The 22664-nt window shown below is 65.1% G+C and carries 20 protein-coding genes; 14 read left to right on the forward strand and 6 right to left on the reverse strand.

Features of this window, described 5'->3' with window-relative positions; translation table 11 throughout:
* Nucleotides 1-64: 64 nt before the first annotated feature.
* The 9 genes from BTM36_RS16700 (at nt 65) to ldcA (ending at nt 10234) form a co-directional block, all read left to right on the forward strand.
* Nucleotides 65-565: a sigma-70 family RNA polymerase sigma factor gene (locus tag BTM36_RS16700; RefSeq protein WP_306460539.1), complete on the forward strand. Its 501-nt coding sequence runs from the start codon at nt 65-67 to the stop codon at nt 563-565.
* Nucleotides 559-1596 carry a FecR domain-containing protein gene (locus BTM36_RS16705; RefSeq protein ID WP_077237140.1) on the forward strand — a complete coding sequence of 346 codons (1038 nt, stop codon included), beginning with the start codon at nt 559-561 and terminating at the stop codon, nt 1594-1596. The genes BTM36_RS16700 and BTM36_RS16705 overlap by 7 nt, the downstream gene beginning before the upstream one ends.
* Before the next feature lie 69 nt (nt 1597-1665).
* A complete protein-coding gene (locus BTM36_RS16710; RefSeq protein ID WP_077237141.1) occupies nt 1666-4113 on the forward strand; it encodes a TonB-dependent receptor in 2448 nt (815 codons plus the stop codon).
* A gap of 104 nt (nt 4114-4217) precedes the next feature.
* Nucleotides 4218-5354 carry an efflux RND transporter periplasmic adaptor subunit gene (locus BTM36_RS16715; protein WP_077237142.1) on the forward strand — a complete coding sequence of 379 codons (1137 nt, stop codon included), beginning with the start codon at nt 4218-4220 and terminating at the stop codon, nt 5352-5354.
* Nucleotides 5354-7315: a MacB family efflux pump subunit gene (locus BTM36_RS16720; RefSeq protein ID WP_077237143.1), complete on the forward strand. Its 1962-nt coding sequence runs from the start codon at nt 5354-5356 to the stop codon at nt 7313-7315. The genes BTM36_RS16715 and BTM36_RS16720 overlap by 1 nt, the downstream gene beginning before the upstream one ends.
* A gap of 149 nt (nt 7316-7464) precedes the next feature.
* Entirely contained in the window at nt 7465-8100 is a 636-nt protein-coding gene (queE, locus tag BTM36_RS16725) for a 7-carboxy-7-deazaguanine synthase (protein WP_077237260.1), read from the forward strand.
* Nucleotides 8101-8205: 105 nt separating this feature from the next.
* A complete protein-coding gene (queD, locus tag BTM36_RS16730) occupies nt 8206-8652 on the forward strand; it encodes a 6-carboxytetrahydropterin synthase QueD (protein WP_006712655.1) in 447 nt (148 codons plus the stop codon).
* Nucleotides 8652-9230: a tRNA adenosine(34) deaminase TadA gene (tadA, locus tag BTM36_RS16735; protein WP_368730706.1), complete on the forward strand. Its 579-nt coding sequence runs from the start codon at nt 8652-8654 to the stop codon at nt 9228-9230. The genes queD and tadA overlap by 1 nt, the downstream gene beginning before the upstream one ends.
* Nucleotides 9227-10234: a muramoyltetrapeptide carboxypeptidase gene (gene ldcA / locus BTM36_RS16740; RefSeq protein ID WP_077237144.1), complete on the forward strand. Its 1008-nt coding sequence runs from the start codon at nt 9227-9229 to the stop codon at nt 10232-10234. Before tadA ends, ldcA begins: the two co-directional genes overlap by 4 nt.
* A gap of 38 nt (nt 10235-10272) precedes the next feature.
* Here ldcA and BTM36_RS16745 read toward each other — a convergent pair whose 3' ends face one another.
* Entirely contained in the window at nt 10273-10845 is a 573-nt protein-coding gene (locus BTM36_RS16745) for a DUF1439 domain-containing protein (protein ID WP_077237145.1), read from the reverse strand.
* A gap of 243 nt (nt 10846-11088) precedes the next feature.
* Here BTM36_RS16745 and BTM36_RS16750 point away from each other — a divergent pair, with 243 nt between their 5' ends.
* Genes BTM36_RS16750 through nadC form a run of 3 tightly spaced genes read left to right on the forward strand, consistent with a single transcriptional unit; the run spans nt 11089 to nt 14767 of the window.
* Nucleotides 11089-12687 carry an ABC-F family ATPase gene (locus BTM36_RS16750; RefSeq protein WP_006712651.1) on the forward strand — a complete coding sequence of 533 codons (1599 nt, stop codon included), beginning with the start codon at nt 11089-11091 and terminating at the stop codon, nt 12685-12687.
* A 29-nt stretch (nt 12688-12716) separates the two neighbouring features.
* Nucleotides 12717-13856: a quinolinate synthase NadA gene (gene nadA / locus BTM36_RS16755; protein WP_077237262.1), complete on the forward strand. Its 1140-nt coding sequence runs from the start codon at nt 12717-12719 to the stop codon at nt 13854-13856.
* The gene (nadC, locus tag BTM36_RS16760) at nt 13853-14767 is read left to right on the forward strand and encodes a carboxylating nicotinate-nucleotide diphosphorylase (protein ID WP_077237146.1); all 915 of its coding nucleotides are present in this window, start codon (nt 13853-13855) and stop codon (nt 14765-14767) included. The genes nadA and nadC overlap by 4 nt, the downstream gene beginning before the upstream one ends.
* 117 nt (nt 14768-14884) lie before the next feature.
* On the opposite strand, the gene nadB is transcribed toward nadC, so the two are convergent.
* Nucleotides 14885-16489 (reverse strand): L-aspartate oxidase, encoded by a 1605-nt coding sequence (gene nadB, locus BTM36_RS16765; RefSeq protein ID WP_077237147.1) that lies wholly within the window; start codon nt 16487-16489, stop codon nt 14885-14887.
* Between the two features lie 157 nt (nt 16490-16646).
* Nucleotides 16647-17858 (reverse strand): formate-dependent phosphoribosylglycinamide formyltransferase, encoded by a 1212-nt coding sequence (gene purT, locus BTM36_RS16770; protein WP_077237148.1) that lies wholly within the window; start codon nt 17856-17858, stop codon nt 16647-16649.
* A gap of 315 nt (nt 17859-18173) precedes the next feature.
* On the opposite strand from purT, the gene BTM36_RS16775 reads away from it, so the two are divergent.
* Nucleotides 18174-18437 carry a hypothetical protein gene (locus BTM36_RS16775; protein WP_077237149.1) on the forward strand — a complete coding sequence of 88 codons (264 nt, stop codon included), beginning with the start codon at nt 18174-18176 and terminating at the stop codon, nt 18435-18437.
* Between the two features lie 8 nt (nt 18438-18445).
* On the opposite strand, the gene BTM36_RS16780 is transcribed toward BTM36_RS16775, so the two are convergent.
* Genes BTM36_RS16780 through BTM36_RS16790 form a run of 3 tightly spaced genes read right to left on the reverse strand, consistent with a single transcriptional unit; the run spans nt 18446 to nt 21459 of the window.
* The gene (locus BTM36_RS16780; RefSeq protein WP_077237150.1) at nt 18446-18751 is read right to left on the reverse strand and encodes a hypothetical protein; all 306 of its coding nucleotides are present in this window, start codon (nt 18749-18751) and stop codon (nt 18446-18448) included.
* A 1-nt stretch (nt 18752) separates the two neighbouring features.
* Entirely contained in the window at nt 18753-20114 is a 1362-nt protein-coding gene (locus BTM36_RS16785; protein WP_077237151.1) for an acyclic terpene utilization AtuA family protein, read from the reverse strand.
* Nucleotides 20115-20157: 43 nt separating this feature from the next.
* Complete coding sequence (locus BTM36_RS16790) at nt 20158-21459, reverse strand: CitMHS family transporter (protein WP_077237152.1); 1302 nt, start codon at nt 21457-21459, stop codon at nt 20158-20160.
* A gap of 187 nt (nt 21460-21646) precedes the next feature.
* On the opposite strand from BTM36_RS16790, the gene BTM36_RS16795 reads away from it, so the two are divergent.
* Nucleotides 21647-22603: a LysR family transcriptional regulator gene (locus BTM36_RS16795; RefSeq protein WP_077237153.1), complete on the forward strand. Its 957-nt coding sequence runs from the start codon at nt 21647-21649 to the stop codon at nt 22601-22603.
* The last annotated feature ends 61 nt before the right edge of the window (nt 22604-22664 follow it).

Raw genomic sequence — 22664 nt, forward strand, 5'->3', positions numbered from 1 at the left:
ATTCTCATTATTAAGAATCATGCTCATGGAAGCCCGGTTACTCGACAGGCAGGAAAGCGACGCATTGCAAAGGATGTACAGCGGCCATCACGGCTGGCTGCTGCAATGGCTGCAACGCAAGCTGGGTAACCGTGGCGACGCGGCCGATCTGGTGCAGGACACCTATGTCCGGGTGGCCACGGGGCGCAGCATGCCGAACCCGGAGCAGGCGCGCCCCTATCTGGTCCAGATCGCCAAGCACCTGATGATCGACCTGCATCGGCGTCGCAAGCTGGAGGCAGCCTATCTGGAGGCCCTGGCAGCCTTGCCCGAAGCCCATGCGCCGTCGCATGAAGACACCCTCATCGTGCTGCAGACCCTGGCGGCCATCGATGCGGCGCTGGAGGGGCTGCCGCCGAAGGTGCGGGAAACCTTCTTCATGTCGCAATTCGACGGTATGACATATAGCGCTATCGCCGCGTCCTTGGGCATCGCCGTTGCCACTGTTCGCAAGCATATGCTCACGGCCACCCGGGCCTGCTTCCTCGCCATGCAGCAGTGCGGCGAACCGGTCTGCGCATGCTGAGCGCCGCGACCCTGCACCCGGACGCCACGGAATATGTCACCGGAGACGCCCTGGACCAGGCCTTGCAATGGTTCGTGATCCTGGCCTCCGGTGAAGTCACCCCCGCGCAACGACAGGCCTTCGCCACCTGGCTGGTGGCCAACCCGGCCCATGCCCGGCAGTGGGAAGCGGTGAGCCGCTTCCAGGGCATGCTGCAGGGCATGCCGTCGCAGGCGGCCAGCCAGGCCTTGCGCGCCCGAGGCCCCCGCGGCCCCGTCCGGACGAGCCGGCGGCAGGTGCTGGCCTTGCTGCTGGTCGCCGGTGCCGGGGCGCTGTGCTACGACCGCCGCCACGCCTACCTGGCGCTGACCGCCGATCAGCGCAGCGCCGTCGGCGAACGGCGCGAGTTGGCGCTGCCCGATGGCAGCAGACTGGTGCTCGATAGCGATAGCGCTGTCGATATCCGCTTTGCCGATGGGCTGCGGCGGCTGGTGCTGCGACGCGGTGCCATCATGGTCGAGACCGCCCACCTGGCAGGCTGGGCGGAGCAGCCCTTTTATGTGGATACGGCCCAGGGGCGGGTGCAGGCTTTGGGGACACGCTTCGTAGTGCGCCAGGAAGCGTCGCCCGGATGGCGCCAGGCCGGCCGCAGTCGGGTCGAGGTGATGGCAGGTGCGGTCCGCATCACCCCGGCACGCAACGCCGTGGGGAGCGCGCTGGTCGGGCAGGGGCAACAGGCGGTTTTCGACGATGTCATCGTGGGCGCGGTCGCTGCGCTCGACCCGAATGCGCAGGCCTGGACCCAGGGCATGCTGATCGCCCGCGAGCGGCCCCTGGGCGATCTGCTGGCCGAGCTGGGGCGTTATCGGCCGGGCCTGTTGCAGGTCGATGATGCGGTGGCGCAGATTCCGGTCAATGGCGTCTTCCCGCTGGAAGATACCGACCGCGTGCTGGCGGCGCTGGAGCATGCCTTCCCGATCCGCATCCAGCGTCACACGCGCTACTGGACCCGGGTGGTCGCTGCCGCGCAGAAAAAATCCGGCCAGCCATAGCACATTTGGATTCTCGTTCGTAAAGCAGATGAAGACCTTCACTTTTCATCGCTAACGAGGATAACAATAATGCGCCATCAGTCGCTTCGTTCTACCGCCACCACCCATCGCGCCCGCGGCACCACCGGTGCAACCCGTCCGCTCAGGGCACTGTCCACCACCGCCCATGTCCTGATGGCCGGTAGCCTGCTGCTGGCCGGTGTCGCGCTGGTCATGCCGGCCAGTGCGGCTACACCGGTGGCGGCCGAGCAGAGTCTGCCGTTGTCCATTCCTGCCGGTCCGCTGGACCAGTCCCTCAACCGCCTGGCCGCCAGTGCGCGTCGCCTGCTGGTGGTCGATCCGGCATTGCTGCGCGGCAGGCAGGCGCCCGCCGTGGAAGGCAATCTGCCGGTGAGCCGCGCGCTGGAACAGTTGCTGTCCGGAAGTGGCCTGGTGGCGGATCAACGCGAGGATGGCAGCATCCACGTACGCAAGTTGCCGGCGCAGTCCTCCAGCCTGCCGGCCCTGACCGTGGTGGCCACCAGCGCCGCCGATCCGGGGACCGGCCTGCAGCGTCCGGCCAGCAGTGGCGCGCTGGGATCGCGCTCGCTGCTGGAGACGCCGTTTTCCATCACCGTGGTGGACAAGGACGATATCCAGGAGCGCCAGGTCACCACCGTCGAGCAGGCCTTTCGCTACGATCCTTCGGTGACCTCGGCCAGCGGCGAATACGGGCGCGGGTCCTCGCTGCTGGTGCGCGGCCTGGGCATCGATGACACCAACGGTTTCAAGATGGATGGCCTGGCCCTGCCGGGCTGGGGCAACGACCTGTTACCGATGGAAGTGTTCGAGCGCGTGGAGCTGCTCAAGGGGCTGTCGGGCTTCATGTATGGCTTCGGCTCGCCGGGCGGGATCATGAACTACGTGCTCAAGCGGCCCACCGACGAGAATCTGTTTGCCGTCGATGTCGGCTACAAGACCGGTTCGCTGTTCTCCAAGCACATCGACATGGGCGGTCGCGCCGGCGACGACCAGCGCCTGGGCTACCGGATCAACCTGGTGCAGGAGCAGGGCGGCACCTACTTCAAGGGCGGCTCGCTGGATCGTACCGTGGCCTCGCTGGCCACCGACCTCAGGCTGACCCAGGACCTCAAGCTCAGTTTCGATACTGTCTATGCCCGTCGCAAGTCCAACGGCAACGCCTTCTGGGGCATGAGCCTGGCCAGCGGCCTGGACCTGCCGACCGCCATCGATCCGCGCACCCGCCAGCAACCTGAGGGCGCCTATTTCAGCAATGAAAACATCGTGGTGAGCACCGGCCTGGAATGGCAGCTCAATCCGGACTGGAAATCCAGCTTCAACTATCGCTACGCCCGTGAAGACGTGGATTACGTCTATGGCGACATCAGCATCAACGATGCGCTGGGTAATAGCAGCACGCAGGTCTATGGCGGGCTCTACAGTTTCCAGTATCAGCAGCTGCAGGCCATGCTGGAGGGCAAGCTCAAGACCGGTGTGATCGGTCATCAACTGGTCTTTGGCGCCAGCCGCCAGCAATACGAGGTGCTCTCCGACCGAGCCTCGACCAGCACGGCCGTGGGTAGCGGCAACATCTACCGCGATTCGCTGCTCAGCGTGGGCAGCATCAGCAACGCCGGCCATTCCCAATACCGGGGTTCGGAGATCGTGCAGAACGCACTCTTCGCCAGCGATACTCTGAGCCTGGGCGAGCAGTGGTCGCTCATCGGCGGGTTGCGCTACACCCGCTTCGACCAGCGGGGTTACAACCGGGTCGGCGTGCAGACGACGACCTACCAGCGTTCCCCGGTCACGCCCACGGTGGCGCTGATGTTCAAGCCCCTGGCCGGCCTGACCACCTATGTCAGCTATGTCGAAGCGCTGGAGCGCGGTGGTACGGCGGGCGATACCACGGCCAATGCCGGCGAGGTCATGCCGCCCCTGAAGAGCAAGCAGATCGAGGCTGGCGTGAAGGTCGAGCAGGCCAACTGGAGCGCCACGGCGGCGGTGTTCCGCATGCAGCGGGCGGCGGAGTATGTCAACGCGGCCAATACGCTGGTGCAGGATGGCGAGACCCGCTACCAGGGCCTGGACCTGTCCGGTCGCTATGCGCTCACCCCGGCGCTGAACCTGGAGGGTGGCCTCATGTGGCTGGACGCCAAGTACCAGAGCGATTCCGCCGACCTGGCCGGCAAGCAGGTCGTGGGTGCGCCGCGCATGCAGGCCACCGCCGGTGTGCGGTACCGCGTCGCGGGTGTGGCTGGCCTCAGCGTGAACGGCGGCCTGCGCCATGTCGGCCGCTCCAAGCTCGACACCGGCGCCCCCCAGCGTGAGTTGAGCGCCTACACCGTCATGGACGTCGGCGCCGTCTATCGCACCCGCCTGAGTGGCAAGGACGTCACCTTCAATGCCCAGGTACAGAACCTGGCCGACCGCCGCTACTGGGTCTACAACGGCGACAGCTACATCTTCGCCGGTGCACCGCGCACCCTGAGCCTGAACGCGCGCGTGGAGTTCTGAGAGCAAGGCTTGCCGGATCGCGCCATTGGCCGGTCCGGCTTTTTTGCGGCAAGCAAGGAGATCGGGTGAGCAGGGGCAAGTCAAGACGTGGATGGGGCGCGGGCATGACGCTGGCCGCACTGGCATCACTGGCAGCGGTGCTGGGCGTGTTGGCCTGGTCGTGGGGGCAGGCGGGGCCGGAATACGATACGGTCGCGGTGACGCGAGGCGATGTGGAAGCCAGTGTGGTGGCGGTCGGCAAGCTGCAGCCACGGCGGTTCGTCGATGTCGGCGCGCAGGTATCCGGGCAGATCCAGCACCTGCATGTGCAGCCCGGCGATACGGTCAAGAAGGGCCAGTTGCTGGTCGAGATCGATCCCAGCGTGCAAAAGGCGACGGTCGATGCCGGGCGGGCTGCCCTCAGCGGGCTGCGTGCGCAACTGGCCGAGCAGCAGGCCCAGCATGCCTTGACACTGCGCCAGGCGCAGCGGCAGCGGGCGCTGGACGCCGGTGGCGCCACCCGTACCGAGGACGTCGATATCGCCGAAGCCGCGCTGGCCCAGGCCGCGGCCCGCGTGGCTCATATCCAGGCCCAGATCACGCAGAACGCCGCCACGGTGCAGGCCGACGAAGTGCGGCTGGGCTATACCCGCATCTATGCGCCCATGGACGGCACGGTGGTCAACGTCGAGGCCCGTGAAGGCCAGACCCTCAACGCCACCTACCAGACGCCCGCCATCCTGCGCATTGCGGACCTGTCCGTGATGACGGTGTGGACCGAGGTGTCCGAAGCCGAAGTGCGCAAGGTGCGGGCCGGCATGCCGGTCTATTTCTCGACCCTCGGCGGCGACCAACGGCGCTGGCAGGCGCAGGTGCGCCAGGTGCTGCCGGCGCCCAGCGGCGAGGGCAAGAGCCTGGACAGCGCACTGGCGCCCTCCAGCAACAAGGTGGTGGTCTACATGGCCCTGTTCGACGTAGACAATCGCGATGGCGCCCTGATGCCGCAGATGACGGCGCAGGTCCATTTCGTCGTGGCGGCGGCACGTGACGTGCTGGTGGTACCGTTGGCCGCCGTGCGCAAGGACAGGGAACGCCTGCTGGCACGGATACAACTGCCCGATGGGCGTATCGAGGAGCGCGAACTGCGCGCGGGCGTGCGCAACCGGATCAGCGTGGAAGTGCAGCAGGGTGTGCAGGCAGGTGAACAGATCGTCATTGCAGAGAAACCGGGCCGACGCGGTCTGCCGAGGTTCCAGCTGTGATGGCGGCCGCGACCGCCGCTGCCCTGATTGAACTGCGCGGCCTGCGCAAGGACTATGGCGGCCAGGACGGCAGCCCTGCGGTACAGGTGCTGCGCGGGGTGGACTTGCAGATACGCCAGGGTGAATTCGTCGCCATCGTAGGTGCTTCAGGCTCGGGCAAGTCCACCTTGATGAACATCCTCGGTTGCCTGGACCGTCCCAGCGCTGGCCAATATCTGTTCAACGGCAGCGACGTCGCCGCCTTCGATGCCGACCGTCTGGCCTGGCTGCGACGTGAAGCCTTCGGCTTCGTCTTCCAGGGCTATCACCTCATCCCCACCGAATCCGCTTGCGAAAACGTGGAGCTGCCGGCCATCTACGCCGGCCAGCCCGAACCGCAGCGGCGGCAACGGGCGGCGGCACTGCTGGCGCGGCTGGGGCTGGCGCAGCGCCTGGACAACCGGCCGCACCAGCTCTCCGGCGGCCAGCAGCAGCGGGTGTCGATCGCCCGCGCCCTGATGAACGGCGGCCGCATCATCCTGGCCGATGAACCCACCGGGGCGCTGGACAGCCAGAGCGGCGCCGAGGTGATGCAGTTGTTCCATGAACTGGCCGATGCCGGCCATACCATTATCCTCATCACCCATGATCGTGAGGTGGCCGCTCAGGCCAGGCGTGTCATCGAGGTGCGAGATGGCAGCATCATCGGTGACAGCGGCGCGGCCCCGGATGCACCTGCACAGGCCATGCCCGATCTCCGCGAGGCTGCCGCCAGCCAGCCACCGGTGCGCCGCTGGCGGGACGAATTGCGCGAGGCGGCGCGGGCTGCCTGGCGGGTGATGTGGGTCAACCGCTTTCGCACCGCGCTGACCTTGCTGGGCATCGTCATCGGCGTGGCCTCGGTGATCGTGATGATGGCCATCGGCCTGGGCACGCGCCAGCAGGTGGTGGCGCAACTGGGACGCTTCGGCTCCAACCTGATGTACATGGCCGCCATCGGCGAGAGTTCGCGCATCCCGGGGCGCAGCATCACCCTGCAAGACCTGGAGGCGGTGGCCGACCTGCCCAACATCACCCATGTCCTGCCCAATGTGACGGGCAACAAGGTGGTGCGTCATGGCAACCAGGATATCCAGACCTATGTCCGCGGCACCGGCGCCGGCCTGCCCGAGGTCCAGACCTGGCCGCTGGCACGGGGCGCCTTCTTCACGGTCGAGGACGAACGCGAACTGGCCTCGGTGGCGGTGCTGGGCCACCGGCTGGCGCGCGAGCTGATGCCGGAGGTACCGGACCCGGTGGGGCAGATGGTGTTGATCGGCAATTCGCCGTTCCAGGTGATCGGCGTGATGAGCGAGAAGGGTGCCCTCAGCGGGGACCGTGACGAAGACAACCTGTTGCTCATGCCCTTTTCCACGGCCGGGGCCAAGGTCTTCGGCCAGCGTGAGCCGACCTATACGGTCATGGCGGTGGCCGATGTCGGTCGCATCCAGGACACCCAGCAGCAACTGGAAGCCCTGCTGCTGGAGCGGCATGGCATCCGCGACTTCAGCATCGGCAATGCCGCCGCCTCCATCGCCGCCGAAGCCAGCACGCGCGACACCATGACCATGATGCTGTCGCTGGTGGCGGCGGTCTCGCTGCTGGTGGGCGGCATCGGCGTGATGAACGTGATGCTGATGACGGTGCGCGAGCGCACCCGTGAGATCGGCATCCGCCTGGCCACCGGTGCCCGACAGCGCGACATCCTGCGCCAGTTCCTCACCGAGGCGGTACTGGTGACGCTGGTGGGTGGTGCCGCCGGGGTGGGTCTGGGCGTGGCGGTGGGGCTGGCACTGATGGTGGCCGGGGTGCCGCTGATCTTTTCGCTGACGGCCATGCTGGCGGCTTTCGGCTGCGCCGTGCTGACCGGGCTGCTGTTCGGCTACATGCCGGCGCGGCGGGCGGCGAGGCTGGACCCGGTGGTGGCGCTGAGCACGGCCTGAGCTGCTTGCGGGGCGGCAAACGCGTCCGGGCCGGTGGGGAGCGGCTATAATGAGGGCCTCCGTTAAAAATGTCGCTCCAACCAGGCATCAGCATGGCAGCCGGCCCCGGCCAGCCTGCCCAGTTTCTGCGGCCCGCCCGCTCCGATATCGTGACCTACAGCATCAAAGAAATCTTCTATACCTTGCAAGGCGAGGGCGCGCACGCCGGTCGTCCGGCCGTCTTTTGCCGTTTTTCCGGCTGCAATCTGTGGACCGGGCGCGAGGAAGACCGCAACCGCGCCATCTGCCAGTTCTGCGACACCGACTTCGTCGGCACCGATGGCGAGAACGGCGGCAAGTTCAAGAGCGCTGGCGAACTGGCGGCGATGATCGACAGCCTCTGGCCGGCCAGCTATGCGCCCAGCAAGTACGTGGTCTTTACCGGTGGTGAACCGCTGCTGCAGCTGGATGCCGCCCTGATCGAGGCGATGCATGCGGTGGGCTTCGAAATCGCCATCGAGACCAACGGCACCATTGCCGTGCCGGACGGGGTGGACTGGATCTGCGTCAGCCCCAAGATGGGGGCCGAGCTGAAGGTGTTGCGCGGCAGTGAGCTGAAAGTGGTGGTGCCGCAGGCCGGCCAGCCGCTGGCGGAGTATGAGAAGCTGGATTTCCAGCACTTCCTGCTGCAGCCCATGGATGGCCCGCAGGCGGCCGCCAATACCCGCATGGCCATCGACATGGTCAAGCACAATCCCAAGTGGAAGCTGAGCATCCAGACCCACAAGCTGCTCAACATTCCCTGAGCGATTTTGCTTTTTTCTTCATGCGGCGCTGCGCCGCGTGATTACAATGACCTCATCCCGGCCCGCTGCGCGCAAGCTGCGGCGGGCTTCCTTGAAGAAACATTCATGCTGACCATTACCCGCAAACTCGAATTCGACGCCGGCCATCGTATCCCGGACCACAAGAGCCAGTGCCGCAACCTGCACGGCCACCGCTATACGCTGGAAATCACCCTGACCGGCGCGGTCATCGATATCGAGGGCAATTCCGACAATGGCATGATCATGGACTTCTCCGACATCAAATCCCTGGCCAAGGAACACCTGGTGGACGTCTGGGACCACGCCTTCCTGGTCTATGACAAGGACGCGCCGGTGCGCGACTTCCTGGCCAGCCTGCCGGGCCACAAGACGGTGGTCATCGGCAGCATCCCCACCGTGGAAAACCTGGCCCGTGAGGCTTTCGCCATCCTCAAGGCGGCCTACAAGGACCGTTATGGCACCGGCTTGCATCTGCAAAAGCTGGTGTTGCACGAAACGCCCAATTGCTGGGCCGAGATCACGGCCGACTGATGGACGCTTCGCTTCCGCTCGAGGCGGCAACGCCATCGACAGCACCGACGCCATTGGCGGCAACCGAAGCCGACCTGCGCCACATGCGCGCCGCGCTCGACCAGGCCAACAACGCCTGGGCGCTGGGCGAGGTGCCGGTGGGCGCGGTGGTGGTCAAGGATGGGGTGGTCATCGCGACCGGCTTCAACCAGCCCATCGGCAAGCATGATCCGACGGCGCATGCCGAGATCATGGCCCTGCGCCGCGCGGCCGAAAAGCTGGGCAACTACCGGCTGCCCGGCTGCGAGCTGTACGTGACGCTGGAGCCCTGTGTCATGTGCTCCGGCGCCATGATGCATGCGCGCCTGGCGCGGGTGGTCTATGGCGCGTCTGATCCCAAGACCGGGGCCTGCGGTTCGGTGGTGAACCTGTTCGAGCAGGAAAAACTGAACCATCACACCGAGCTGCTGGGTGGTGTGATGGCCGAGGAATGCGGGCAGTTATTGAAAGAATTCTTCGCCATGCGGCGCGAACAGGTGAAGCAACAACGCCTGCAGTCGACGCCCGCTGAGGGTGAACAACAAGGTGGAGCAGCATGACAGCAGGGCGCGAACTTCTCGACGGACTGGTGCCAACTGGCACCGGTGTGGCCATCGTGGCCCCCTGCGGCCATGCCGGGGTGGAACCGGAGGGCGTGCAGCGTGGCGTGGCCCTGCTGGAGTCGCTGGGCTGCCGGGTGCGCAACTTCTACGACCATGCGCAGCGCTTCCAGCGCTTTGGCGCCACCGACGAACAGCGCGCCGCGCAGTTGATGGAGGCCGCCGCCGATCCGGAGATTGACGTGATCCTGGGGCTGCGCGGTTCCTACGGTATGAGCCGCATCCTGCCGGCGCTGGATATCCCGGCCCTGGCCGCCAGCGGCAAGCTGCTGGTGGGTTACAGTGATTTCACGGCGCTGCAGTGTGTCCTGTTGGACCAGTGCGGTCACGCCGGCTTCCAGGGCCCGATGCTCAATGGCGACTTCGGCGCCCTGGCCCCCAACTGGCAGGCGCTGTCGACCTTCTGGCGCACCCTGACTTCGCCGCAGGTGGTGGTGCGCAACTACCAGGGTGAGAGCGATGCCGAGCGTCCCGCCATTGGCGACCGTCGTACCGATCCGCTCAGCCCGGAAGTGCGTTGCGAGGGCAGGCTATGGGGTGGCAACCTGGCCATGGTGGCGCACATGGTGGGCCATCCGCGCTTCCCCAGGATGGACGGCGGCATTCTGTTTCTGGAAGATGTGAATGAACATCCCTTCCGCGTCGAGCGGATGATCCTGCAGCTGGAGCAGGCCGGTGTGCTGGCGCGCCAGCAGGCCATCGTGCTGGGCGATTTTTCCGGTTACCGGCTGGCCGAGATCGACAACGGCTACGATTTCACGGCGATGCTGGCCTTCCTGCGCCAGCGCATCGCCACCCCGATCGTCACCGGGCTGCCCTTCGGGCATGTGCGCGACCTGGTCACGCTGCCGTTGGGTGCCCATGCGGTGCTGGATGCGCAGGGCGCGCAAGGCTTCACGCTGACCCTGTCGGATTACCCGTTCTTGCCTCTGCGCCGGGCCTGAGGCCCGAGGAGCAGGCGGCGCAGGCGCGGGCAGGGTGCTTATTGCTCCTTGACCTCGACCTTCACCGCATCCTTTTCGACGGTGATCTTGCCGGGTTCGAAGCGTTTGCCATTCATCTGCAACTGATCTGGCGTGAAGGTATAGAGCGCGTAGTCGCGCAGGAACTGGTCGGCAGCGGCGTTACCCAGCGCAGTCAGCTGCTGCGCATACTGCGGCGGCAGGTCGGTGCTGTCGACCTTGTCCACCTTGGGCGCGTCCAGGCGCAGCGAGCGGGTGGCCGGGTCGTACTTGAAGGCGCTGCTCAGCGTCAGTACCGCATTGACCGGGCGCTGCAGCAGCAGCGGGTTGGCAATCTGCGCATCGACCACGGTGTTCATGCGGTTTTCGCTCGGCAACATGCCCAGGCGCGGATTGCTCAATGTGACGTCGAAGATGTCCATGTAGCGCAGCTTGCGCGGGAATTGCGGCGCGATGGCACTTTGCAGTTGCTGGCGGGACACGGTGTATTCGTTGGTCCAGATGTTGTAGCCGGTCTCGGCGGCCAGGGCGTGGCCCATGGCCAGGGTGGAGAGCATCAGGGTGGCCGCAAGGGCCGGGGTGGCTTGCTTCATGCTTGCAGTTTCCAGAGTGACAAAGTGGGTAGAGCCTCATCTTGGGGCTAAAAATCCCGCGCAATTGTAAGTCGCAGACAGTCAAAGCGGGTTTGGGAATGGCTGTTTGACAAGTTTCGCGCACTCGCCAGTGGCCGCAGGCAAGCCGTGGCGGGCGCGCAGTGGTAAAATCCGCCGTTTCGCGTGCCGCGGCTGTGGCCTGGACTGGCGCACGCAAGTTACATTTTTGAAAAGGTTTTCGCAGTGCTATCCACCGCAAACATCACCATGCAGTTCGGCGCCAAGCCGTTGTTCGAGAATATTTCCGTCAAGTTCGGCGATGGCAATCGCTATGGCCTGATCGGCGCCAATGGCTGCGGCAAGTCCACCTTCATGAAGATCCTGGGTGGCGATCTGGAACCCTCGGGCGGCAACGTCAGCCTGGACGTCAACGAACGCCTGGGCAAACTGCGCCAGGACCAGTTCGCCTACGAAGAGATGCGCGTGCTGGACGTGGTCATGATGGGCCACGTCGAGATGTGGGATGCCATGTCCGAGCGCGACGCCATCTATGCCAACCCGGATGCCACCGACGACGACTACATGAAGGCGGCCGACCTGGAAGCCCGCTTTGCCGAATTCGACGGCTATACCGCCGAAGCGCGTGCCGGCGAACTGCTGCTGGGCGTGGGCGTGCCCATCGAACAGCACAACGGTCCCATGAGCAACGTCGCCCCCGGCTGGAAGCTGCGCGTGCTGCTGGCGCAGGCCCTGTTCTCCAACCCCGACATCCTGCTGCTGGACGAACCGACCAACAACCTGGACATCAACACCATCCGCTGGCTGGAAGACGTGCTCAACGAGCGCAATTCCACCATGATCATCATTTCCCACGATCGCCACTTCCTGAACCAGGTCTGCACCCACATGGCCGACATGGACTATGGCACCCTGAAGATCTACCCCGGCAACTATGACGAGTACATGCTGGCATCCTCCCAGGCACGTGCCCAGCAACTGGCTGTGAACGCCAAGGCCAAGGAAAAGGTCGCCGAACTGCAAGACTTCGTGCGCCGCTTCTCGGCCAACAAGTCGAAGGCCCGCCAGGCGACTTCGCGTGCCAAGCAGATCGACAAGATCAAGGTCGAGGACATCAAGCCGTCCTCCCGCGTGAACCCCTTCGTGCGTTTCGAAGGCGAGAAGAAGCTGCACCGCCTGGCCGTGGAAACCCAGGGCATCACCAAGACCTACGACCGCGACATCTTCAAGAACTTCAGCATCATGGTCGAAGCCGGCGAGAAGATCGCCATCATCGGCGCCAACGGTGCCGGTAAGACCACGCTGTTGCGCAGCATCGGTGGTGACGTCACCGGCCTGCACCCCGATTCCGGCCAGGTGAAGTGGGCCGAGAACGCCAACGTGGGCTACATGCCGCAGGATCCGACCGAGGAATTCGCTGCCGGCGAGACCCTGACCGACTGGATGGGCAAGTGGACCCAGGAAGGCGACGACGACCAGGCCGTGCGCGGCATCCTGGGTCGTCTGCTGTTCTCCGGCGACGACGTCAAGAAGTCCGTGAAGGTGCTCTCCGGTGGTGAAAAGGGCCGCATGATGTACGGCAAGCTGATGCTGGGCCGCCACAACGTGCTGCTCATGGACGAACCGACCAACCACATGGACATGGAGTCCATCGAGTCGCTCAACATCGCGCTGGAAAAGTACGCCGGCACGCTGATCTTCGTCTCGCATGACCGCGAATTCGTGTCGTCGCTGGCCACCCGCATCCTCGAAGTGAAGGACGGCCAGGTGATCGACTTCCGTGGCAACTACGAAGACTACCTGGCCAGCCAGGGCATCGAATAACCCCTCATCGCAAAGCATTGTTGACCGCCATGCAAGCAACAGCAACCAAGGTCGTCGAGTTCGAGCGACCGCAAATGGAGACCGGCGGCAGTTGTACCGCCAATGCGTGGGCCAAGGTACCGGCCACGCCCAGCCCCGAGGAACGCGCGCATCTGAAAGCGCGCATCCGCCAACTGCTCAAGGAAAAGCAGGCGGTGCTGGTGGCGCACTACTACGTCGATGGAGACCTGCAGGACCTGGCCGAGGAAACCGGCGGCTGCGTCTCCGATTCGCTGGAAATGGCGCGTTTCGGCCGTGATCACGCCGCCCAGACCCTGGTGGTGGCCGGCGTGCGCTTCATGGGCGAGACCGCCAAGATCCTGAGCCCGGAAAAGCGCATCCTCATGCCCGACCTGGACGCGACCTGTTCGCTGGACCTGGGTTGCCCGGCCGACGAGTTTGCCGCTTTCTGCGACCAGCACCCGGACCGCACCGTGGTGGTCTATGCCAATACCAGTGCGGCTGTGAAGGCCAGGGCCGACTGGATGGTGACCTCCGGCATCGGCCTGGAAATCGTCCAGCACCTGCATGCGCAGGGCAAGAAGATCCTGTGGGCGCCCGACAAGCACCTGGGCAGCTACATCCAGAAGCAGACCGGCGCCGACATGCTGCTGTGGCAGGGTTCCTGCCTGGTGCATGACGAATTCAAGGGCGTGGAGCTGGAACTGATGCGCGCCGAACATCCCGATGCGCTGGTGCTGGTGCACCCCGAGTCGCCCGAGGCCGTGGTGGCCCAGGCCGACGTGATCGGTTCAACCTCGCAACTGATCGCCGCCGTGCAAGCGTCTGACGCCCCGGCCTTCATCGTCGCCACCGACAACGGCATCCTGCACAAGATGCGCGCCGCCGCCCCCGGCAAGCGTTTCATCGACGCCCCCACAGCCGGCAACAGCGCTACCTGCAAGAGTTGCGCCCATTGCCCGTGGATGGCCATGAACGGCTTGCAGAATCTGCTGCATATGCTGGAGACCGGCGCCAACGAAATCCATGTCGATCCCGCCGTAGGCCAGCAGGCCGTGGTCTGCATCGATCGCATGCTGGACTTCGCCGCCCAGCGCAAGGCCAAGGTCCGCCCGTCGGCGCGCCTTGAAGATGAACAGCAACTGTTTGCAGGAATCGGCCCCGCATGACTCTCCACGCCCTCAAATCCGCGTCCGCGGCCTCCACCGTCGCCGCCAGCAATCTGCGCAATCCCTTCGCACCCTTCGATCCGGCACTGCATGCGGCCTTCGATGCCAACGTCAACCAGGCCATCGCCGAAGACGTCGGTGACTGCGACTACACCGGCCTGCTGGTGCCGGAGAGCGAGTTCGTCAAGGCCCGCGTGATCGTGCGCGAAGCCGCCGTGCTGTGCGGTGCGCCCTGGTTCGAAGCCGTCATGACCCGCCTCGACCCGCGGCTGCAGGTCAGCTGGCGCTACGCCGAAGGGGAGATGATGACGGCCGACAGCGAGGTCTGCACCATCGAAGGCCCGGCCCGTGCCTTGCTGACTGCCGAGCGCGGTGCGCTGAACTTCCTGCAGCTGCTCTCGGGCGTTGCCAGCGCCACCCGGCGTTATGTGGAGGTGGTGCAGGGTACCCGCGCGTCCATCCTGGATACCCGCAAGACCCTGCCGGGCCTGCGCCTGGCGCAGAAGTACGCAGTGCGCGTCGGTGGCGGCGCCAACCAGCGCCTGGCGCTGTACGACGGCATCCTGATCAAGGAAAACCATATTGCTGCTGCCGGTGGCATCACGGCCGCTGTGGCCGCTGCCATAAAGCTCAATGCCGGTGTCACCATCCAGGTCGAGGTGGAGAACCTGCAGGAGCTGGAAGAAGCGCTGCAGGCCGGCGCGCAATCCATCCTGCTGGACAATTTCTCGCTGGAGCTGATGCGCGAGGCCGTGGTCATCAATGCCGGACGCGCCTTGCTGGAGGCTTCCGGCGGGATCAACATGCAGACCGTGCGTGCCATCGCCGAGACCGGCGTGGACCGCATTTCCATCGGCAGCCTGACCAAGGATATCCAGGCCACCGACTTTTCCCTGCGCGTGGTCGGCTGACGCTGTCCGTACGCTGGAACGACAAGGCCCGCCTGGGAAACCCGGCGGGCCTTGTCGCTTTATCGCTCTAGCTCTTTGTCACGCCGGCAAGCCGGTGCGGGGCAGGGAGCTGGCGCATCATTGCCGCCCGGGCAGGATGGTCGGCGTGGCCCGGGGCAGCGTGCGCGGATAGTCCTGGCTGAAGTGCAGGCCCCGGCTTTCCTTGCGCATCAGTGCGCTGGAGACGATCAACTGCGCCACGTCCACCAGGTTGCGCAGTTCCAGTAGATCGCGCGAGACGCGGAAGTTGGCGTAATACTCGTCGATCTCTTCCTTGAGCAGGCGGATGCGATGCTGGGCGCGCTCCAGGCGCTTGTCGGTACGCACGATGCTCACATAGTTCCACATGAAGCGACGCAGTTCGTCCCAGTTGTGGGCGATCACCACCTCCTCGTCGGCATCGGTGACACGGCTTTCATCCCAGGCCGGCAGGTCGGCCACGCGCCAGCTGCCAGCAGCCAGTTCGCGCTCGATATCGGCAGCCGCGGCGCGTCCCAGCACCACGCACTCCAGCAGCGAATTGCTGGCCAGCCGGTTGGCGCCGTGCAAGCCCGTATAGGCGGTCTCGCCGACGGCATACAGCCCCGGCAGGTCGGTGTGGCCAGCCATGTCGGTCACCACGCCGCCGCAAGTGTAGTGGGCGGCCGGCACCACCGGGATAGGCTGGCGCGTGATGTCGATGCCGAACTCCAGGCAGCGCGCCTGGATGGTCGGGAAGTGCTCGGCGATGAAGGCCGGGCTCTGGTGGCTGATGTCCAGGTCCACATGGTCCAGGCCGCGCTTCTTCATCTCGAAGTCGATGGCGCGGGCCACGATGTCGCGCGGCGCCAGCTCGGCCCGGGCATCGTGCTCGGGCATGAAGCGCTGGCCGGCGGCCGCACCGGCCGAGGCCGGCAGCTTGAGCAGGGCGCCTTCGCCGCGCAGTGCCTCGCTGATGAGGAAGGACTTGGCATAGGGGTGATACAGGCAGGTCGGATGGAACTGGATGAATTCCATGTTGGCCACCCGGCAGCCGGCGCGCCAGGCCATGGCAATGCCGTCGCCGGTGGCTGAATCCGGGTTGGAGGTGTACAGATAGACCTTGCCCGCACCGCCGGTGGCCAGCACGGTGCGGCCGGCGGCGATGGCCAGCACCCGGCCGCTCTGGCTGTCCTGCACATGCACGCCCAGGCAACGCGGCTCGGCCTCGCGATCGCGCTTGCCGGCGTGGATCAGGTCGATGGCGCAGTGGTGTTCCAGCAGGGTGATGTTGGGGTGGGCGCGCACGCGCTGTTCCAGCGTCACCTGCACCGCATGCCCGGTGGCATCGGCGGCGTGGATGATGCGGCGCTGGCTGTGGCCGCCTTCGCGGGTCAGGTGGTAGCCCAGCTCGGCGCTGTCGTCGCGGGTGAAGGGTACGCCCTGGGCGATCAGCCATTCGATGGCCTGGCGCCCTTGTTCGACGATGGCGCGGGTGGCGCCTTCGTCACACAGGCCGGCGCCGGCCACCAGCGTGTCCTCGATGTGCTGGGCGTGGCTGTCGCCGGAATCCAGCACGGCGGCGATGCCGCCTTGCGCCCAGTTGCTGGCGCCGTCCAGCAGTTCGCCCTTGGAGACGACCACGACCTGATACTTTTCGGCAAGATGGAGAGCTACGGAGAGACCGGCCAGACCGCTGCCGATGATGGCGACATCGCACTTCATGATCGTGAGCAAAGCTGCTGTTGTGGAGGGAGGCGACGATTATAACCAGAGCCGACGGGCATATTGTTTATATCGTTTCCCCGCCGCGTTGCCGGCCCCAAAAACAAAACGGGCTCCGATGCAACTCGGAGCCCGTCGGCCAGATCGTTTGCGACGCTTATTCCGGGATCACCGGCTTGACCTTGGCTGCGGCCTGCTTGGCGCGGATGCGGGCGGTTTCCACATTGTCGGCGGCGGCCAGGGCCACGCCCATGCGGCGACGGGCGAAGGACTCGGGCTTGCCGAACAGACGGATATCGGCGCCGGGGATGCGCAGCGCCTCGGCTACGCCGTCGAAGGCGATGCCACGGGCTTCATGCTGACCGTAGATGACGGCCGATGCACCCGGGGTGCGCAGGGCGGTATTGACCGGCAGGCCGAGGATAGCCTTGGCATGTAGTTCGAACTCGCTCTGCACCTGGCTGACCATGGTGACCATGCCGGTGTCGTGCGGGCGCGGGCTGACTTCGGAGAACCAGACCATGTCGCCCTTGACGAACAGTTCCACCCCGAACAGACCCAGGCCGCCGAGGTTCTCGGTGACCTTGCGGGCGATGTCGCGGGCCTTCTCCAGCGCGGCGCCCGGCATCGGGTGCGGCTGCCAGGATTCGACATAATCGCCCTTGACCTGCACGTGACCGATGGGGTCGCAGAAGCTGGTGATGGTCTCGCCGTTTTCGTTGAGCGAGCGCACCGTCAGGAGGGTGATTTCGTAGTCGAAGTCGATGAAGCCTTCCACGATCACGCGACCGGAGTCCACGCGGCCGCCGGCGGCGGCGTAGTTCCAGGCGGCTTCGATCTCGTCGGCGCTGTCGATCTTGGACTGGCCCTTGCCGGAGGAGGACATGACCGGCTTGATCACGCATGGATAGCCGATCTGGTCGATGGCGGCCTTGAGCTCGTCGAGGCTGTCGGCGAAGCGATAGGGCGAGGTCGCCAGGCTCAGTGTTTCACCGGCCAGACGGCGGATGCCTTCGCGGTTCATGGTCAGCCAGGCGGCGCGGGCGGTCGGGATGACGCGGGCGCGGCCGGCTTCTTCCAGCTTGACCAGGGTGTCGGTGGCGATGGCCTCGATCTCGGGCACGATCAGGTCCGGCTGCTCCTGCTCGATCAACGCCGCCAGGGCGGCGCCGTCGGTCATGTTGATCACATGGGCGCGATGCGCGACCTGATGGCCGGGCGCGTTTTCATAACGGTCAACGGCGATCACTTCCACGCCCAGGCGTTGCAGGGCAATGATGACTTCCTTGCCCAGTTCGCCGGAGCCCAGCAGCATGACCTTGGTGGCGGAAGGAGAAAGCGGCGTGCCGAGTCGAGTTGGTTTTTTCATAATGGGGGGAGAGTATCAGCAGGGAGCTGATGCAGTGCGAGAATGAATCACGGGCGGACGATACCAAATCTTGCCGGCTTTGGACAGTCGCAATGCACGCTGTTTCGGGCGAAGTAATCGGTGAAAACTTGCCTATTTTTCTCGTGGGAAACTGATTGTCGCTAAAGAGATAAGCGGATTCAATAACGTCGCTTTATCTACGCCTAACTAGGTACAAAATAATACGAACGCCGCATTCTCATATCTTAAGAATATTCATGCTGCGCTAGTAGGTGCGTTTATCACATTTAAATCTCTACCCAAGGAGAGACTGCAATGACTGATCATTCTTTCAAGCCGCCCGTCGAATCTGTGCAGAAGCAAAAAAAGACAAATCCTGAGCCCGATGTTTGGCGCTCACCAACGAAAGTGAAAAAAACGGGCTTGAATCCCGAAGCTGAACTTGAACTCACGGATCAACTTCCTCTAGGGGATGCAATGATGCAATTGAGCAAGGATATGGGCTTGCGCAATGAGGATGTCGAGGCAATCCTTGCCACCTTGGATAGACGACCAGCGGAGCCCATGAAGTTTGACTAAGGACGCTTTCAAGCTGCCAACTCAATGTCCAGCATCACCCCCGACAACGCCTTCCCATGCGCATCCAGCGCCAATGAACGGGTCACGCCGCCGCCCAGTGCGCGCTGCATCACGAAATTGAGTGCTCCCAGCTGCGGCAAGGCGTAGCGCACCACCTCTCCCAGCACGACCCCCGCAAAATGCGCTCGCACCCGCTCGGCGGTCAGTTCTCGTTCCAGCAGGGCGTAATCCTCGATGCGGTAGGCAATCACCGAAATATTGGAAATGTCGCCCTTGTCCCCGGCACGCGAATGGGCGATGTCTCTGAGTTGCATGTCAGACCTCCTCGATATGAACGGATGGGTGCACCAGGCTGCGCGGCAGCAGCAGCGATAGCACGGCAATGACCTCGCGGGCGGCTTTGGTCGCGCCACCGCCACCGGCCGGGCCATTGGTGTAGAGGGTCTCGACCTCGTTGCCGATGCGTACCGCTTCCTTCATGCTGGCCGTGCGCCCGGCCACGCGCAGGCGCACTTCCTGTGGCTCTGGCGCCTGGGCCGCCGACGCCATCTGCGCGCTACTGATGGCGCTCACGCCGATCAGGTCCAGGCGCAGTTCGTCGGTCTGCACGGCGGTCAGCGCCAGGCGCTCGCGTACGATGTCGGCGGCCAGCTGGGCGCGGGCTTGCGCCCCCGGTCCAGCATAGGAAATCTGGCCCTCGCCGATGAAGCTGTCGCGGTAGCCCAGCGTGGTCTTCAACGTTTCCGGGCGCGCGCGGCCACGGCCGCCGGTGACGGCGACGCGGTCAGGGCCGATTTCGGTGATCTGCACCTGCGAGAAATCGGCGATCACGTCCGGCGTGTAGTAGGCACTCGGATCATGGATTTCATAGAGCAGTTGTTCCTTGCAGGTCTGCGCCGTCACCTGGCCACCGGAGCCGGCGACCTTGGTGATGACGGCACTGCCATCGGCGCTGATCTCGCCGATGGGGAATCCCAGTCGCGCCAGCGCGGCCACATCCTTCTTGCCAGGATCGGCAAAGTAGCCACCGGTGATCTGGCCGGCACATTCCAGCAGATGGCCCACCAGGGTGCCCTGGCCCAGCTTGTCCCAGTCATCGGCGGCCCAGCCGAATTCATGCACCAGCGGCGCCAGCACCAGCGCCGGATCGGCCACCCGGCCGGTGACGATCACGTCGGCACCGGCTTGCAGGGCTTCCAGGATGGGGGCCACGCCCAGGTAGGCATTGGCCGAGATGAGGCGCTCCCCCAGGGATGCCACCGGCTGGCCATTGTCCTCGATGCGGAAGTCGCCGGCCTGCACCGCCTCCAGCACGTCGTCGCCGATGACGGCGGCGACCTTCAGCTGCGTCAGGCCCAGCTCGCGGGCGATCTCGCGGATGCGTTGGGCTGCCGCCTGCGGATTGGCCGCACCCATGTTGGTGATGATGCGTACGCCCTGGTCGGCGCAGGTCTTGAGCACGGCGTACATGCGCTCGGCCAGCAGCGGATCGTAGCCCTTGGTCGGATCGGCCAGCCGCGCCTGCTGACCGATGGCGATGGTGCGCTCGGCCAGGCATTCGAAGATCAGGTAGTCCAGCTGCCCCTGTTCGGCCAGCTCGGCCGCCGGTTCGATACGGTCGCCCGAGTAGCCGGCACCGGCGCCGATGCGCACGACGCGTTGCGGATCATGGGTCATGCAATTCTCCAAAAACGTTTCTTTCCCGGGGCCGGTCGCTGGATCAGAACAGCGGGAACAGGCCCAGCACCACGCAGGCGATGGTCATCACCACCGAGGCGCCGAACAGGAAGGGAATGGTGTACTTCTGGTGGTCCGCCAGTTCAATGCCGGCCAGGCCGCACACCAGGAAGGTGGCCGGGGTCAGGGGGCTGACCGGGAAACCGGTGGTCATCTGGCCCAGCAGCGCCGCCTGCGCCACCTGGATGGTCGGTACGCCCAGCATGTGGCTGACCTCGGCGATCACCGGCAGCACGCCGAAGTAGAAGGAATCCGGGTCGAACAGCAGCGACAACGGCATCGACAGCAGGCCCAGCACCACCGGAATATGGCCGGCCATGTCGGGCGGCACCAGGCCGACGGCCGTCTTGGCCATGGAGGTCAGCATGCCCGACTTGGTCATGATGCCGGTGAACACGCCAGCGGCGAAGAGGATGCTGGCCATCAGCAGCGCCGCCTTGGCGTGGGCATCGATGCGTTCGCGCTGCATGGTCACGTCGCGGTAGTTGATCATCAGGGCCAGCACCACGCCGATCATGAACATCACCACCGGATCGACCTTGCCGCTGATCATCACGCCCAGCACGAACACGGTGAGCACGATGTTGGCCCAGAAATTCTGCGGTCGGCGGATCTTCATTTGCGCCTCGGTCAGCTCGTGCTGCTGCACGAAGTCCACCGTAGAACCCTTGCCCAGGCCGAGGCGACGTTCTTCCTTCAGGCCCAGCAGGTAGGAAGCGATGAAGACAAAGGCCAGCCCCACCAGCTGCACCGGCACCAGCGGCGTGAAGATGTCCGACACCGGGATATGCAGCGCCGCCGAGGCGCGGATCATCGGCCCGGTCCAGGGCAGGAAGTTCACCCCGGCCGCCAGCGAGGCCACGCAGGCCAGGATGCGCTTGTCGATGCCCAGCCGGTTGTACAGCGGCAGCATGGCCGGGATGGTGATGAGGAAAGTCACCGCGCCCGAGCCGTCCAGGTGGATCAGCAGCGCCAGCAGGGCAGTACCCGGCACGATGCGCGTGGGCCGGCTGCCCACCGTCTTGAGGATACGGCTGATGATGGGGTCCAGCATGCCGGCATCGGTGACGATGCCGAAGAACAGGATCGCAAACACGAACATGCCCGCCACCGGCGCAATGGCGGTCACGCCCTGGACGATGAACTTAGAGGTCTGCAGGCCGAAGCCACCGACCAGCGCAGCGATGATGGGAATGGCGATCAGCGCCACCAGCGGCGACATCTTCTTGGTGAGGATGGCGGTGAACAAGGATACGATCGTGACAAAGCCTAGCAGGGCTAACATGCGTGTCTCCGGTGTTTGGTTTGATGTTCTTGTGTTGTCATCACTTCCAACGCGCCGGATCATTGTTGTGTACTGAGGCTGCGGGAGGTGAGCAGGGCGAGTGTAGGTGGCGGTCGATTTTGTTGTAAAGTCGCTTTTTTCGATTGATTGACCGGTTTTTCAGGATAATTGCCGGCCCACCTTCGCCATGCAAACCAATATCTCCACGCGATTGCTGCAGGCCTTCCTGGCCCTGGTCGACTGCCGCCATTTCGGTCACGCGGCCGAGCGCTGCCACGTTTCGCAATCCGCCTTCAGCGCCATGATCCAGAAGCTGGAAGCCGCCGCCGGGGCGCGGCTGTTCGAGCGCGATACCCGCAATGTGACCCTGACGCCTGAAGGTGAACTGTTCGTGCAGGTGGCACGCCAGCTGGTCCACGACATCGAGGCCGCCTTCGCCGACATGAGCGACTACGTGGCGCGCCGCAAGGGCCGGGTGGCCATCGCCGCCTTGCCCTCGCTGGCGGCGGGTTGGCTGCCGCCGGTGCTGGCGGAGTACCGGCGTCGCTATCCGGGGGTGATGCTGGAGCTGTTCGACGCCATCTCAGACCACTGCCTGGACCTGCTGCGCCAGGGCAAGGCCGATATCGCACTGACCGCGCCGGGACCGAACCTGCTGGAGTTCGATACCCGCCCGCTGTATAGCGATCCGTTCTATCTGGTCTGCCGGCGCGACCACAAGCTAGCCGGCAAGCGTCGCATCAAGGTAGCGCAGCTGGCCGGCTGCGAGATGATCCACCTGGCCCGTTCCACCAGCGTACGCCAGCACCTGGATGCAGCCCTGCGCCCGGGCGCGGTGATCCATACCGGACTGGAAGTGGAGCACCTGGCCACCGTGGCCGCCCTCATCGAAAGCGGCCTGGGCGTGAGCGTGGTGCCGGAGCTGACCTTGTTCCAGTTCCGCCTGCCGGAGCTGGTGGCCATCCCGCTGGATGCCCCCGACCTGGTGCGGCCCTTGCTGATCGTCACGCCCAAGGGGCGCAGCCTGTCAATTGCGGCACAGGGCTTGATGGAACTGGTGGAAGAGAAGGCCGGGCGGGCGAACGCGTCCAGCCTGGCGAGCACGCCAAGACCGGCCTCCAGGGCGCGTAGGTCTCCGTTGTGAGCTGCGTCAGTGGCCCGGTGGAGGCTGCGCCCGATCACGATCGGAAGCTGGGTGCGAAATC

It is taken from the genome of Herbaspirillum sp. VT-16-41 (assembly GCF_001994935.1).
GTDB lineage: Bacteria > Pseudomonadota > Gammaproteobacteria > Burkholderiales > Burkholderiaceae_D > Herbaspirillum > Herbaspirillum frisingense.